The sequence below is a fragment of the Opitutus sp. genome, from assembly GCA_024998815.1.
GTDB lineage: Bacteria > Verrucomicrobiota > Verrucomicrobiia > Opitutales > Opitutaceae > Rariglobus.
On sequence record JACEUQ010000002.1, the window covers coordinates 202,841 to 218,877 of the forward strand.

Consider the following 16,037-nt stretch of genomic DNA (forward strand, 5'->3'; position numbering starts at 1 on the left):
CCGGCCGGCCACTGGGGGCGCAAACAGCCCTGAACGAACTCGGTTTACGTGTTCACGAAGGGGCGGCGGCCTAAAAACAGCCCCGGCCCCATCACCAAGGTCGCTTTTCCAACGGCGAAGTCCACGGCGGTTCGCTCCGGGGCTTTTGCACCGAACTAATTGAACCGATTTGGGTTAGCCGCGACGAGCGAAGCGACTCAGGCCGCCAAGGGCAGCGGCTTTTCCTGAGACTTCCTCGCGCGCACCAAAATCATCCGGTCAAAGTTGTGCGCGAGGATCTTCAGGGTCAGTTCGCTGCGCACCGCCGCCAACCCGCGACGACCCGGCCGGCCGAACCCGTGGTTGAACTTGAGCGTAAACATCAGCGACTCGATCGCGCTGCGCTCGGCGCGAAGCGTGATATAATCCTGGTGGTTCCACAGTTCCTCGCCGAGCAAGGCGCGCCCCTTGGCGCCGGAGATGCTCACCTTGGCCACCTTCAGCTCGTATGCCTGCGCCAGCCCTTCGGCGCTGGAGTAGCCGTCGTCGACGTTCGCGCTCGCCGGCACCAGGCCCGTGTTGGCGATATTCTGGATCAGCAGGGGCACCAGTTGCTTGCAATCAGCCACGTTGCCCGCGTCGAGAATCAGCGCGGTGACAAAACCGCCGCGGCTGCGGGCCAATTGCGGCTTGTAGCCAATCACCGGTTCCCGCCCGCCTTTTTCAATAAAAGCAGCACTGCGATCGGCCAGGCTGAGGACCCTTTCCCTCGACTTGGTCTTCACCCCATCATGCACCCGCGCAATGCTTTGCTGGATCGTCGTAATCACCGCGACCACGTCCCCGTGGATGCAGTCCAGTAGGTCTTCCGCGATCCGGCGCTTGGAGGGCCGCAGCTTGGACAGTTTAACATTTGCTTCGGCCTCTGCGGCTTCTACTTGGGTGAGCAACTTGCCGCCCAACTTGCAGGCGATTTGGTAAAACTGGTCGTAGAGCAGCCGGAGTTTTTGGGCTCGGCGGGGACCACCACCCAGCAGGGCGATGGCGCGGGCGCTCTTTCGCAACTCCTCCAGCCAGTGGTCTTTGAAGCCATCCTGCAGCGAGTTAAGCCCGACCTGGTCGAGCTTGCCGCCCATGCGGTAGGCTCGCTCAAAGAGGCGGTAAATGATACCGGAGTCTGTTGGCCAGCAACTGGATGCCTTGATCGCCGTGCTGTCCAGGGTGATATCGGTAAACGAATCGAGCCCTTCGGCCAAAATATCGGCCAATTGGGCCCGGTGGATCAGGGCGAGAGTACTCTCACTCAGGCGATTTATCAGGGGGCCAACGGTATTAGGTGCAGGCAGCGTGTACCCCAAATCATCGAGCAAGGTGCGCAACGATGCCGATTCAAGCAGCACCATCCGGGGGCAGGCACTGTATTGCGACCCCAAGTAACCGGTGGCCATGGCCGTGATAAAAACCACAACAGCGGGGGTGCGCGGACGCCCTGCGGCGAGGAACTCGGCTTGCGTTTTTTCCGCCGTGCCTGACGCCGGCACGGCGAACAACGCCTCGGTCTGCGCCAGTTCGAACTCCCGGTCCTTCCGCCGTTCGCGCTTTTCCGCCATGGCGTGGGCGTCGAGATCGGCGGTCATGGCCACTTCGATTTCGGGGTGGGACCGCCAAAAGCGCTTCAATTCCAATAAAAAATCACCAAAATCACTGCGCGCCGGGGTGGAAAAGAAGTCGCCGGAGGAATAAACGATCGATTCGTTACTTGATAATTTAACGCCGCTACTTATTTTGTTTCCTGTTTTCATGCAGTATAATACGGCACTTTTACAGTAAACTTAAATCACATAAGTTGTTTTTAATAAAAAAACCAAAAGCCTTTTCGAGGAGGCTCTAGCCCTGTGCCACTAAGAAACCGGAAGAACCCAGCAGATGCGGATCGACAAGTTCCGGCATGAGCTTCTCCAGCGAGGATATACAAGGCTGCGATATCAGCGTTAGCATCCCCACCACCACCCTTTCCGGCGTCCATATCCTCCTACGCTTGAAACGGATGTCGAGGGTGCGGAAGTGTTCCACCAAAACGGTAAGCAGGGCGCGTGTGTGTGTAGGGGACATACAGTCGCCGACCGTCTCCCATGCCTAGGGTTCACGACCATCGCATTGGCCATAAAAAATCAGGCCTTACGATGTGTTGCGGGCTTAACCGAGGGCCATTGTGGGTAGCCCCCCCCTAGGCAATGAGATCTGGAAATTCCGACAAGGCCCAGAACCGCACTCACCGACTGTAAATCATTTTTTACAATGACTTAGCAAAGATACTAGGCCTGAACTGAAGCCGAACCCGCCCGGCGGCGCCTGACTAAAGTCATCCCCAGCATCAGGCCGCCGGCTAAGAGCGCATAGCTCGAGGGCTCGGGGATAGGGGAGGTGGTGGTGCCGAAACCGAAGTCGTCGATACCGACAGTGGGAGTGGCGGAGAAAATGGACGCCTTGGTCGTAAAGGTCAGGCCCACGCTGCCAACCTGCTCTCCTTGATAGCCAAAGTAACCGGCGCTGACGCTCGAGTTATTAACAATAGCAAGGTCGGTCAATGTTTGGGTGCTGAGCGTTTCGCCCGAGAGACCCTTGAAAGTCGCAGTAATTGTAGCGAGCATATGCATGCGGCTTCCTAGACCTGCGAAAGTGAATGCCACGGTATTAGGTGCGACGAGAGAGCCCGAAGCGGCATCGGTGAAGCTTGTTCCATCCCAATCGCCAAAGGTCATCGTGGCCGTAAAGGTTTTGGCCGTGGCACTGGTATTGGCGGTGGATTCAAACCGCACGGAGTTGCTGCCCGAGGTGGCGAAATTAGGATTAGCTAAGTTGGATCCCGTAGTCGGCGAAGTATCGCCAGAGAAAGAAAACTTCACGTCGGGCTTGCCGGCCGAGAAGTCGATGATGTTGGTTCCGTTGCCAAAACCAGTAAACGTCTGCACCGTTCCGAATCCATCCGTGTTCTCGATAACTGACTGAGAGGTCACGTTAGTGGGAGTGAGAGTCTCGACGACGCGCGCCAAAGGATCGATCGCATTTGGCCCGGTGACGAGGGTAGGACCGGTGATGACGGCGGCGAACGAAGACTGGACGATCGCGATTGCTAAAATTCCTATTGGTAAATATTTAGGGCTTTTCATTGTTTTTTAAGGCTATGGTTAAACGTTGGGCGCTAGTATTAGTACTAGCGCATTCATTCGTTGATTAATAAATTTTGGGCGCAAGGGAGCAAAAATGTTAACCGTCTCATTCGGCGCGGGTCCCGTAATCGTATCGGATAAAGATTGTTGCGGAATTTCGGGTGCCGTTGGTTTCGTCAAAGATCGAGTGGCCTTGCGGGTCCAATGATTCGATCGAGTTCGCCCGCAGCAGGGCTCCATTGGCCGGCGAGCTGAGGACGATCCCCTGCCGCGCTCTTTTAAAGTGGCAATGTTCGACCACGCCCAGAATGACGCCGCCTTTGTCGTGGGGCACATAGTTTTTCACCGGCTCCTGCCAGTTCTCAAAGCGGGTGTGGAGATAGGCCACCGTATCCACATCTTCGCCTTGGTTGTGGCGGCAGATCTCGCCGATGGAATAGGCAACCCGCTCGCCCGGCTCTGGCCAGCGCTGGAAGGCGCGGTAGTGGTTAACCCAGCACGCAGGCGTGAGGCTGGTGTCGCCGCTATAACCGTGGATATGGGCAAAGGTGTTGCGCGTCGTGAGGTTCCAAGCCGTGGGATTGCGGTATCCGTGATTCCAGATCACACCGCCGGAGAGGTTCCGGTATTCGTTGTCAGCCACGATGTTTTCGATGCTGTTGAACCAGAAAATCGTGCCGTGGCTCTTGTGTTCGGCATCCACACCGCCGGTATCGACGTGGTTGCCGACGACGTGGTTCTGGTGATAGCAGGCCTGCAAGACGATCCGGCTGCCGGCGTCGGGAGCGATCAGCCAGGGGCGATCGAGGAGCAGGCGGGCCTCCGTTTCGCTGCGCTCGATGCCGGTCACGATGCGGAACTGGCCGAGCCCGCGCCCGTCGCACACCAACACCATCCAGTGGTCGTTTTGCCCCACATCCTCGGGCACCTTGCTGCCGAGAGGTGTCGTCACGGCGATGAAGAGCGTGTTGCCATCGAAGTTCTTCGAGGTGACATCACCCCGCAGGCTCGGGTCGGCGAGATCGAGCGTGACCGAGCCTGTGTCCGCTTCGTTGACCCGGAAAATGCCGCCGTCCGAATAGCGGAAATGGAACATAAGTTGCTCGCCCATGTTCTTGTCGAGGCCGGGACCGAGCGAGGCATGATGCCCGACGTCCGTGCCGCGGTTGCCGGAGACAAAAATATGGCGGTTGGCGCTGTTAACCGAGAGAAACATACGGTTAAGCGTGCGCCCATGGGTGCGATCGGCACCGCGCATCGTGTTGTTTTCGACGATCACCCGCCGGCCCGCCATGGTGACAACTCCGATGCAGCGGAAGCCGCTGTAGAAAATCGCCACCTTCTCACCCTTACAATAAAGACCGGGAAAATAGCCGGTAAAGCGGCAGCCGCTGATCCGCACATCGTCAGTGAAAACAGGCGTTCCGCTCGCATCGCGCCGGCCGATCTTAATGCCGATGCCGAGGTGATTAAACTCGCACTCCTCGACGGCGATAAACGAGGAACCCGCTGCCTCAAGGTGCAGGGCCGCGCTCTCGACGGAATGCGGCACGCGCTCTGCCATCGGGACTTTGGGCATCGCATCCGGCGTGATAAACCGGCAGCGGGCCACTACCACGCCTGGTGCAGCCACGGTGACACAGCGCTGGCAGGCACCGTTCACACCATTAATAAAATTGATCCCCTCCAGCCGGGAGCCTGCGGACTCGACAGACAGTAATTCCGGCAAGGGTTCAGCATCAGCGGGGCCGGTGAGGACCGTGTGGCTGCCATCAATGACGTGCCGGTCTTCCTCGCGCGTCCAACGATGCGTGCCCGCCCCGGCACCGAGCAGTTGGACGGGAGATCCCGCGGAAATCCGCAGTGGTCGGCTGATGCGATAGGTGCCCGCTGCCAGGCGCACCGTGCAGCCCTTCCGTGCGGCCGCATCCAGGCAGGCCTGCAGTGCGTCCGTGCAATCCGTTCCGCCATCGGCCAACGCGCCCCAATTAGCTGGGTTCAGGGTCTCCGCAGATGCTGTTTGCGCCGGCATTTCGATACGGATGGAAACCGGTGCGCTCCAGCCCCAGTCTGCGCCCGTGCCGTTGTGGCATTGCACCTCGTAGTTACCAGGCGGGATATCCTCCGGCAACCGGGCCGAGAGTTGCCAGTCGCTGGCGGCGACCACCTCCAACCAGCCCTTAAAACTCGCCCCGACAATCCAGACCCGCGAAGGTGATTGGGTGAGCGACAGGTTTCGCCCGAAGATGCGAACAAGGGAATTCTCCACACGCCACCACCAAACCGTCGCGGCATTGATCCGGAACGGCTCGCCCACCAGACCGCCACGCATCGGCCAGATCAGCAGAGCACCGCGTTCTAGCGCTGGCGGAAGCACCGCCAGCAACCGGTCTTCAGCCGCATGAGCGGGTTCAACTGCGTGAAAGCTCACCCCATCCCAAATATGGAGCCGCGCCCCGGCCAACCCAAGGCCCGTGGCCGCGAGCGTCTCGTCGGCAAAAGTCGTGTCCGAGACCATCGCCAAGACAGGCGATTCCCCGGAGCAGTCTTTGGGCGTCGACGACGGACGAGGTAAGGATTCCGCTAACACGTCGCAGGAACCACGTGGCGGCAAAGGGATACCGGATGAAAATGAAGTCATGATAGTTTTTTACCAATTAACGGCCGCCCGGCGCTATCGCTTTGGCATGTGCTACGTCGCAGGCGGGCTAATCCTCGCCAAGAGGGACGGTGGCCGACCCTTGCCGACGCCATGCTTTGGGTGTCATGCCGGAGCGGGCGAGGAAGTTCCGATAAAAGTTGGCGAGGTTTCCAAACCCGCAAGCGAAGCCGATCAAGATGACTTTGTCGTCGGTCGAGCTGAGCAGCGTTTTCGCCCGTTCGATTCGGGCTTGGTTGACGATATCTGTTGGCGTGCAGTGGTAGAACGCACGGCAACTTCTGGCGAGATGTTCCGGGCTGCGCCCGCTGCGTTTCTGCCAAAAGGCCAGCGACTCGGAAACCGTCTCCCCGGCATCCAGCAGTTCGCTTCGCCACTGTTCGAGCCAGGGCGGTGGTGAGGGTGCGAGTGACTCATCCTGTGCGCGGAATGAGGCGATAACCTGAAGGACGGCGTCGATCACATCGGAAGGCGGGCGCTTATCGCGTCCAGCGAGTTGCTCGAAAACCTTCCGAAGGTCCCGGAGATTCTTCGAACTGAGCCGGACATGTCCCGCCGGAGTTCCACTGCGGAACCAGTTGGCGGGAACCGATAAGCCCATCAACTGATGAAATTGACTCCACCAGTCGGATTCCATGGCGACGTTGAGGATCGCAAGTTCCTCCCCGGCCCGACAGGAGAAATGATGGCAATCCTCCGGACGGATGACGGCCAAGTGCCCAACCGATACCTCCACTTTAATGCGGTTGATGTGATGCGTGCCGGAGCCGGCCACGATCAGAAAGACCTCAAAAAAGTCGTGGGTGTGGCGAAGCGAGACCTGCTGCGAGAGCACGCGTGTGGTCGCGACATGCGGCCGGTGGGCCCGAGTTTCCAGGTTTTCAAAGAGAAGCGTTTTCATCACTACAGTATAGCTTTTTGTCAATGGCTTGGAAGAACCGTTTGGGAAATTCGCGTAAGCTATTTGTGTGATGGCCATACCGGCTGTCCCAACAACACCAATCATTCCAACAATGAATCCCAGACTGACTCCGCAAAAGGTGGCTAAATACAAAACCGATGGCTACCTCGTAATCAACGAACCGGTTCTCAAGCCGGACAGATTCGAAGCTCTCAAGGCGTGCTTCGAGAAAATCCTCAGCAATCTGCCCTCCAACGAGCGCCCGGAATCCATGGACGTTCCCCACTTCATGCACCCGGAGCTGCTCAAGTGGGCGCTGGATGATGATATACTGGCGCTGGTTGAACCGATCATCGGTCCAGACATTGCTCTCTTCTCCACCCACTTCATCTGCAAGCCGAAGGGCAACGGCAAGCGCGTCCCCTGGCACGAGGACTCGGCTTACTGGAAAGGCCTGGTCGAGCCGATGGAGGTGGTGACCGTCTGGCTGGCGATCGATCCCTCCACCAAGGTCAACGGCTGCATGAAGGTCATTCCCCGCACCCATGTCGAGGGGCGCAAGGGCTTCTCCGATTATGATGCGGTGGACACCGCCACCAGCGTGTTCGGCACCGAGATCAAGAAGGAGCAGCGCGATGACGCGCGTCAGGTTTACGTGGAGATTCAGGCCAATGAGTGCTCGCTCCATGATGCGCGCATCATGCACGGCAGCGAGCCGAACACCTCGCAGATCCGCCGCTGCGGCTGGACTCTGCGTTTCGCCAGCACCGCTTGTAAGTTCAACGAGGAAAAGTTCGCCGGCGCCCATCAGGTTTATCTGGCCAAAGGCCGCGACCTGGGCGGCAACCGCTACGCCGATCCGACCCGCGCTTATCCCGAGGTGATGGCCGCGCGCGGCGCCACGACCCGCTACAAGAACGCCCACTAATCATCACCCGCAGGCGCGTATCCTGGACGGATACGCGCCCCGCAGCCGATTTAAAAGCCATGCAAACGCTCTTCGCCAAAGCCTGCTGGGAAGTTTACAGCCGCCCTCTCAACTGGTTTGTCGGGGAGGTGGCCGCCGCCAAGTGGCAGGCCACGGAAATCTACTTGGCCAACCGCCCGGAATCGACTGCGGAAATCCGCCGTCTTCATCGCAACGCCAACCTCAGTCTCATCGCCCAAATTTCCACTGCGGGGGCAACTCCGGAACAACACCTTTCCTCTCTTTATGAGCGCTATCACCACGCCCTCGAATCCGAACCCCTTTTCATCAATTGCCACACCGGTCGCGACACTTTTTCCTTCGAAGACAATCTCAAGTTGTTCGAGGCAGGGGTCGAACTGTCGTTGCGGGAAGGCGTGCCCCTGCTCCATGAAACGCACCGCGGCCGCGCCCTCTTCACCGCGCCCCATTGCCTCGCCTATCTCAAAGCCGTCCCCGGGCTGCGCTTGACGGCGGATTTCTCCCACCTGCTTTGCGTCCACGAGAGCAACCTCTCCGACCAACCGGAAGCGGTGGATGCCATCATCGCCGCCTCCGATCACATCCACGCCCGGGTCGGCTTTTGCGAGGGTCCTCAGCTCTCTGATCCGCGCAATCCCGCCTACCGGGACTGGGTGGACTTGAGCGTCGGCTTCTGGACCCGCATCCGCGAGCGCATGGCCGCCGAGGGCCGCGAGTTCATGACAGTGACCCCGGAGTTCGGGCCAGCCCTCTACGCGCCTCTCGAGGGTCTCTCTGACCAACCCTCAGCCGACCCGTGGCAAAGCAACCACTGGATGCGGGAGGAGTTGAACCGCCGATGGTCTTAAACCGTAGCCGACCCCGCAACCAAACTAACCCGCAAAATCGCCATGGCAACCAAACGCCCAATCGAAACGCTCGGAATGGACTACGTCCGGCGCTACACCGCCGCCTATCGCGAAGGCTCCGACGCATTTCACCGTGAAATCCTTTGCGAGGATGTGCAATTCCCCGCCGTGCTGGTCCCGCCTCGGCCATCGGATTTGCTGGCCGGCAAGCGGATCTATCCGGAGGTCGGCTACTCGGTCCAATACGGCGGGCTGGGCTACTACGCCAACTTCGCGGCGTGGGACGCATCTATCAAAATGTCCGCGCCTTCGGCCGGGGAGCTTGCGGAGTGGCAACGCCTGCGCGCGTTTTGGGAAGTGGAAAACACGATGGCTAAGTGTGACCGGGAGTTTCCCGCTGAAATCCGTCAGCGTCTTCCCGATCTCTACGATCGGGCGGAGAGTCTCGCCATGCCTGCACTGCCGCTCTTCCGCATGGCGGGCCTGCAATTGGATTACGGGAAGCTGGTGAAACACGGCGTTGCGGGGCTGGAGGAGTTAATCTGGTCGATGCAGACCAATCCGCCCGGCGGTCAGGCCGCCGGGTTTTACGATGCTGCGTTGGCCTCGCTCGGTCGGCTGCGGCGCTGCATTGGGCACTATCACCGCGAAGCGGAAAGACTGGAAGCCGCCGATCCGGTCGGCCCGGCGTCGGCGCTGCGCAAGGCGCTGGTCGGTCTTCTCGAGCACGCGCCGGAGACCTTCCACGAGGCGCTGCAGCTGATTCTGCTGACCTCCACTCTCACCGGCACGATCAACTTCGGCCGTCTGGATGTGGTGCTCGGGCCCTATCTCTGCCGCGATCTCCACTCGGGCGCGACAACCTGGGCCGAGGCGCTCAAGGTGATGCAGAATTTCTACACCATCCTCGAGGAGGAGATCCTGCATTACGACGCCCGGATCATCGTGGGCGGCATGGGGCGGGAGAATGAGGCGGCTCCCGATCGGTTTGCCCTGCTCGCGATGGAGACCACCGAGAGCCTGAGCCTGCCACTGCCACAGCTCACCCTGCGGTTTTATTCCGGCCAGAACCCGGCGTTGCTGGAGAAAGCCTACGACGTGATCGGCAAGGGCAAGACCTTCCCGATGCTCTACAACGACGAGGTGAACGTGCCTGCCGTCGAAAAGGCCTTCGCTGTCGATCGCGAAACCGCCCGCGAGTATCTGCCGTTCGGTTGCGGCGAGTATATGATCCATCACCGGAGCTGCGGCACGCCCAACGCCATCATCAACCTGCAGCGCTGTCTCGAATCGGCCATCAACCATGGGCGCTGCCTGAGCACCGGGCGGAGCATCGGTCCCGACTATGGGGATCTGACCTGCTACCCGGATTTCGAGTCGCTCTGGAGCGCCTACACCCGCACGGTGGAGTTCTTTCTCGATCCGCTCGCCAAGGCCCAGGACTCGGTTTACCGGACCACCGGGCGCGAGTGCCCCTATTCTCTGATCAGCCTGCTTTACGACGATTGCCTCGGTCGCGGCCGTTCGATCTTCGACGGGGGCATCCGCTTCCTCGGAGGCACCAATGAAACCTACGGGAACAACAACGCGGCCGACAGTCTCACCGCCATCGAGAAGCTGGTCTATCAGGAGCGCGCCTGCACGGCCGCGGATCTTCTCTCGGCGCTGCGGGACAATTGGGAGGGGCATGAACTGCTCCAGCGGCGATTCAAGGAGGCGCCCAAGTTCGGCAACGACGACACGGCTGCCGACGCGATGGTCTGCCGCGTGCACGATCACGTCTGCCTGGGCACCTCCGCCGCCGCGCGGGGCACCGGCCTCCACCATTTCCTGGTCGTGGTCATCAACAACGATCACAACACCCGCTGGGGCAAGTTCACCTCCGCCTCGGCCGACGGCCGTAAAAACGGCGACCCGCTCGCGCCCGGCAACGCCGCCGGCCCCGGCTGCGATCGCAACGGGCTGAGCGCGCTGTTGAATTCGCAGGCCAAGCCCGACCCGTCCATCCACGCGGGCACCGTGCAGAACGTCAAACTCACCCCCGCGCTGCCCCGGCAGCACCGGCCGCTCTATCACGCGCTCTTCAACACCTACTTCAAACAGGGGGGCACCCAGACGATGGTCACGGTCACGAGCCGCGAGGACCTGCTCGCCGCGATCGAGCATCCCGAAAAATACGCCAACCTGCTCGTGCGCGTCGGCGGGTTTTCCGTCCGGTTCATCGACCTCGACGCCGCCACGCAGCGGGAAATCCTCTCCCGCACCGAGCACGGAACATGACCGGAACCATCACCGACATCCACCGGACATCGGTAGTGGACGGGCCGGGTCTCAGGACCACGGTCTTCCTCAAAGGCTGCCCGTTGCACTGCCTCTGGTGCCACAATCCCGAGACCCAGAGCCGCCGGATTCAGCTCGGCTTCGATCCCTCCAAGTGCCTCGGCTGCGGCAGTTGCGTCGCTGCCTGCCCGCCCTCCGCACTTTCGCTCCACGACGGCAAAGCTCACCTTGGCCGTGCCCTCTGCACCGACTGCGGCCAATGCGCGGACGTGTGCCCCTCCGGCGCCTTGTTTCTCTACGGTAAGGAAATGACCGACGACGCGGTGCTGGCGGAAGTCGTGAAGGATCGCGCCTACTACGATGCCAGTGGGGGCGGAGTCACCATCTCAGGCGGGGAACCGATGGCGCAGCCGGAATTCACACTCTCCCTGCTGCGGAAATGCCGGGAGGCGGGCATCCAGACCACCCTGGACACCACTGGTTTTTTCCCGCGCCAGCTTTGGGAGCGGACTCTGGCCGTCACCGACCTCTATCTCTTCGATTACAAGGCCACCGATGCGGAGCTTCACCTGGCGCTCACCGGCGTCCCGCTGGCCCCCATTCTCGAGACGCTGGACTTTCTCGTTTCCCGCGGCGCGCAGATCCTTGTGCGTTGCCCGATGATTCCCGGCCTCAACGATGGGGAGGACCACCTCGCCGCCATCGCGGCGATGGAACGCCGTTATCCGTCGCTGGCTGGAATCGAGATTCTCCCGTGGCACACGATGGGGAACTCCAAATACGCCAAACTCGGCAAATCACTCGGCCCGGGGCTTCCCGCGGAGAACGTCTCCGAGGAGACTAAAAACCGCTACCGCAATTTCTTCGCCGGGCGGGGCTGCGGCAAAGTGCGAATCTGCTGATCTCTGCGACGATTCACACGGTGTCCCTATTTCAAAGAAGTTCGCAGTTGCCATACTGTCGCCTCATCGTCGAACCTTTCGGCAAAACCTGAAAAAACCTCTGCCATGAACAAAAAAACTACCCTCGTCCGCGCCTTGCTTTTCGCAGGCATCGCAACCTCAGCTTCGGCCATGGTTCTCACAAATCCTCTACGCGTCGGGGGCCAAAAAGCGATCGACCCCAAGGGCGTCATCGCGAAGGAACTCGTGCCCGCGAATGCCGTGAGCAAGGAGGAAATTATCGCCCTTCCCTCATTCCGCTCGGTCCAGGTTTTTGGTGCGTCTGGAACGTTCTTTGAACCGAAACAGAATATCATCAACTTTACTGGCACGAATGACATGGTCCCCGATGTCGAACTGACATTCGGAGGGTATGATCCCACCCCGCAGAGCGGCGCGGCGATATTTAATGCGAATTATACGAGCTCTGACGGCATAGCGATCCGCCTCGAGGCCACGGGGAGCGCGGTGCCCAAATCCAAATCGATGAATGCGGTTCTGAAATTCGGGGACTATAATACAGACTCCAATACTTTCACTCCAGCCTCCGTTGTCTCAGGCAAAGCTCCCGTCGCCGTGGCCTTCACATTGACCGGTCTGGGCAACCGCACCTACATGCTCGATTCCATCGTTGTCGTTTTCAAAGACACAGAAGGAAATGTTTTAGAGACCCAGGCACTGACCGGTCTCACTATTCCGAACGACGCCAAGCCGCGCGCTGCCTACTTTGCCTTCAAAAGCACGGGGGCCCGTATCGGCAGTGTCTTGATCACGGCAACAACACAGGAAATCAAATACTCGGCAACTCCTCTGCTGGGCCTCGATGATCTGGGATTCGCACGCTGAAAACATGCCGCCCGTCTCGACCTTAATGAAAACCATTCTTCTGGCCGCGCTTTGGACCATCTGCTTCTTTTCAACGTCCCGGGGGTTTGCGCAGGAACCCCCGTCGGCCGTGGTGCCGGAAGAACCGGCGGAAGCGGCGTTTGTTTTATCACGCCGTGAGGAGGCGCCAGCCTTTCCCGCGAGCCAGAAACGCACCCTCAAACCCGGCTTTAGCAGCGTGGGCACGTGGACCGCGTCCGGCACATTCAAAACCCCGCTTGGCAATTCGCGCTGGAGCAACCAAGCGGGCATCGCCCGATGGAATCCCTTGCTGACCACCCCGGGCCTCTACCGCGTGTCGGCCTACAAGATCGTCAGTGGTAAAAAAGACGATCCCGAGATTGCTTTCACGATCAACCACTCCGGCAAGAAATCATCCGCTTCGCTGGACTCGACGCAGGGTGCCAGCGAATGGGTTGTTCTCGGAGAATACGACTTCTCGGCCGACCGGGATGAATTCGTCGAGTATGTGCCCTCCGGCAGCGCGCAGGGAAACATCTACACCCGCATTTCCGATGTGCGCTTCGACAGGATCGATGCCTCGGGAAAAATTGAGGACTCGTTGATCGTCACGGTGGAACCCTGGTTGCCGCGTTATCTGAATGTGGCAGGCATCAAGGAACATCCTGCTCGCCAGGAGATCACCACCCTGGTGCGCAAGGGATTTGCCACGCTTCTGCCGGATGGCACATTCGCGCCGGATGAGCCGATCAGCTCCAGCGATTTCCTCGCATGGGCGATGGCCACAGCGTCTGACGAGAAGCCAAGCACTCAAGACAAAACGCTCGCCAAGGCCAAGGAACTGGGAATTCCACAGGCCGAGGAGTTACTGAAAAGCAATGGCATCACCGGCAAACAGGCCGCCAAACTTCTGGCGCAAATCGCGCAGGCCAAGGGCCGGTCATTGGCGGCACGTCACGGCGCGCCTGCGACTGCCTCCGAGGTTGAGATATGCGAGTCAATAGGCATCCTACCAAAAGCCCCTCCGCAGAATCAGGGCTTTTGGAGCCGCTTGAAAATGCGTCTGGGATTCGTCGGCGAGGCTGCCGAAAAGAATCTCACCCGCGCCGAGGCGGCGGTCGCGCTGCGCCGGTTCCTCCATCTTGTGCTGGCACCCAATCCCCCGCCCGGTGGCGATTGGCAATTGGTGTTTGAGGATCGCTTCGACAAGCCTGCGGTGGACGAATCGGTCTGGACGATCGACAACTCCGTGCGCGTGCCCAACCGCCTCGGCCGCTGGCGGGAAAATGTGGAGGTCAAGGACGGTCATATTCGCCTGCTCAACAAGGTGGAATCCCGCAATGGCTGCGTCTGGTCGAGCGGCAACCTCCAGACGAAAGGCGAATGGCAATACGGTTACTTCGAGGCCTCGTATCGCTACGCCCGCGCTGTCGGCATCAACAATGCCTTCTGGGGTTTTTCCAAAAACAGTGACAACCCCCAGGTGGAGCTCAATCCCAACGAAGGATGGTATCCAGACATCATCAACGCGCACTTTTACATCCACCACAAGAAGGATAGAAAAGTCACGCACCTCACCAATGGCACTGCGGACGGAACGCTCCTCGGTTACCGCGCAGGGGAGAATCTGGCCGATGACTTCCATGTGTATGGCATGGAGTGGAACGAGAAGGAACTCATCTTCTACTTTGACGGGCGCGAGATTCGCCGCCTGCCCAACATCGACTGCCACCGCCCGATCGCGGTCTGGTTTTCCACCTACATCGGCGACTGGTGCGGCGGCAAGGCCACCCGCGCGGTGGACGGCACGGCCATGGAGGTCGATTGGGTGCGGGTCTGGCAGAAAAAACCGGAACGCCGTTAAAGGTAGGCGAAGGATTGTTAGAATTCCCATTCTTACGGACTGGTGATTCACGAAATGGTCACTATCACGGGAGGCGAGCCGATGGCGCACCCGAAATTCACCCTTTCGTTGCTGCGAAAATGCCGGGATGCGGGCAACCACACCGCCTTGGACTCCACAGGATTTCCAAGGCGGAAGCTTTGCGAAAGGACCCTGGCCGGAATGGCACTAAGTTAGGCACGACCGCCCCAACGGGGCTCTCTACCACAGCCTAGGGCAACCCCTAGGAATCATGGGGTAAAGTGCACAAGCCCTGAAGGGGCGATTAAACCAGGAGCGACGATAACACCCCTTAACTTAGCGCCATTCGACCCTGGCCGTCACTAACCTCTATCTGTTCGATTATACCCATTACATAGCTATTCGGGCCAGACGCAAAGACGCTAAGCCGGGAAGTATGAGTAACCCATTTCAAGTCAATGCTTTCTTTGCGCCTCTGCGACCGAAGGTCCTTCTGCGCTGCACGATGATTCCCGACCTCAACGAACAGGACGAACCCCTAGTGGCCATCGCGGAGATGGAACGCCGTGATCCGTCTCTGGCCGTTATCGAGACCATTTCTTGGCATATGATGGGGAAATCGAAAAACGCTTGGCTCGAACGGCCAGTCGCTCGGGGTTGACAGCAACTTGCGAATCCGCAATTTTTGAGACGTTTCACATGAGGGAAATCTTGTAACCACGTTCAAGGATTTGATGTATTTCTAAATAATACATCAGGGAGATTTTTGGAATCTCCAACATTATGAAATCTAAATTTACAGGTCTTTACACTTTTTTTTTAGCAGGGATGACGGCTTCGGCTTCAGTTGTGGTTCTAACAAATCCTAAACCGATCGAAGGCATCAACGCGATCGATCCCAAGGGGCTTATCGTGCAGGAACTTGTGCCCAATAATGCCGTGAGCAAGGCGGAAATCATCGCCCTTCCGACATTCCGCTCGGTCCAGGTTTTTGGTGCGTCCGGAGAATTCTTTATGTCGCGACGGAATATCATCAGCTTTACTCAGGGGAATGACATGGTTCCCGATGTCGAGCTCACCTTTGAAGGATCGGATACCTCCCCGGCGAACGGCGCAGCGATATTCAATTCGAATTTCACAAGTTCGGACGGCGTAGCGATCCGCCTAGAGGCCACGAACAGCGATATACCCAAATCCAAGTCGATGACTGCGGTTCTGAAGTTTGGAAACTACGACACAAAATCCAAAACTTTTACTCCCGCTGGCAAATCCTCAGGGCTAGGAGCGACCGCAGTGGCCTTCACATTGACCGGCTTAGGCAATCGTAACTACATGTTAGATTCGATAGTTGTAAAATTCAAGGACTGGAATGGGTTAATTTTAGAGACCCAGTCGCTGACAAAACTTAACATTCCGAACGACGCTAAGTCGCGCTCCGCATACTTTGCTTACAAGAGCACCCAGAAGCTCATCGTAATAGTCGATATCAAATTGACCACAAAGGACATGGTATATGCTGCCACGCCATTGCTTGGCCTCGATGATCTGGGCTTCGCTTTTTTAAAACCACCTCTGCACCATTGACGGCATCAAGCCTTGC

General features: G+C 59.0%; 11 protein-coding genes. 7 read left to right on the forward strand and 4 right to left on the reverse strand.

Annotation, left to right across the window (positions count from 1 at the left end; translation table 11 throughout):
- Positions 1-197: 197 nt before the first annotated feature.
- The 4 genes from H2170_08740 to H2170_08755 form a co-directional block, all read right to left on the reverse strand.
- Positions 198-1,781, reverse strand: a complete 1,584-nt coding sequence (locus H2170_08740) for a transposase (GenBank protein ID MCS6300170.1) — start codon at positions 1,779-1,781, stop codon at positions 198-200.
- A gap of 513 nt (positions 1,782-2,294) precedes the next feature.
- Positions 2,295-3,149: a PEP-CTERM sorting domain-containing protein gene (locus tag H2170_08745; GenBank protein MCS6300171.1), complete on the reverse strand. Its 855-nt coding sequence runs from the start codon at positions 3,147-3,149 to the stop codon at positions 2,295-2,297.
- Between the two features lie 106 nt (positions 3,150-3,255).
- Complete coding sequence (locus H2170_08750) at positions 3,256-5,667, reverse strand: hypothetical protein (GenBank protein MCS6300172.1); 2,412 nt, start codon at positions 5,665-5,667, stop codon at positions 3,256-3,258.
- Between the two features lie 190 nt (positions 5,668-5,857).
- Positions 5,858-6,709, reverse strand: a complete 852-nt coding sequence (locus tag H2170_08755) for an AraC family transcriptional regulator (GenBank protein MCS6300173.1) — start codon at positions 6,707-6,709, stop codon at positions 5,858-5,860.
- Between the two features lie 112 nt (positions 6,710-6,821).
- On the opposite strand from H2170_08755, the gene H2170_08760 reads away from it, so the two are divergent.
- The 7 genes from H2170_08760 to H2170_08790 all read left to right on the forward strand — a co-directional run bounded on the left by H2170_08760 (position 6,822) and on the right by H2170_08790 (position 16,021).
- Positions 6,822-7,637 carry a phytanoyl-CoA dioxygenase family protein gene (locus H2170_08760; GenBank protein MCS6300174.1) on the forward strand — a complete coding sequence of 272 codons (816 nt, stop codon included), beginning with the start codon at positions 6,822-6,824 and terminating at the stop codon, positions 7,635-7,637.
- A 59-nt stretch (positions 7,638-7,696) separates the two neighbouring features.
- Positions 7,697-8,506: a sugar phosphate isomerase/epimerase gene (locus H2170_08765; protein ID MCS6300175.1), complete on the forward strand. Its 810-nt coding sequence runs from the start codon at positions 7,697-7,699 to the stop codon at positions 8,504-8,506.
- A 42-nt stretch (positions 8,507-8,548) separates the two neighbouring features.
- Entirely contained in the window at positions 8,549-10,786 is a 2,238-nt protein-coding gene (locus H2170_08770) for a hypothetical protein (GenBank protein MCS6300176.1), read from the forward strand.
- Positions 10,783-11,688 (forward strand): glycyl-radical enzyme activating protein, encoded by a 906-nt coding sequence (locus tag H2170_08775; GenBank protein ID MCS6300177.1) that lies wholly within the window; start codon positions 10,783-10,785, stop codon positions 11,686-11,688. Before H2170_08770 ends, H2170_08775 begins: the two co-directional genes overlap by 4 nt.
- A gap of 105 nt (positions 11,689-11,793) precedes the next feature.
- Positions 11,794-12,573, forward strand: coding sequence for a hypothetical protein (locus H2170_08780; GenBank protein MCS6300178.1), 780 nt, complete (start codon positions 11,794-11,796; stop codon positions 12,571-12,573).
- A gap of 25 nt (positions 12,574-12,598) precedes the next feature.
- Complete coding sequence (locus H2170_08785) at positions 12,599-14,437, forward strand: family 16 glycosylhydrolase (GenBank protein MCS6300179.1); 1,839 nt, start codon at positions 12,599-12,601, stop codon at positions 14,435-14,437.
- A 783-nt stretch (positions 14,438-15,220) separates the two neighbouring features.
- Complete coding sequence (locus H2170_08790; protein ID MCS6300180.1) at positions 15,221-16,021, forward strand: hypothetical protein; 801 nt, start codon at positions 15,221-15,223, stop codon at positions 16,019-16,021.
- Positions 16,022-16,037 lie beyond the last annotated feature (16 nt).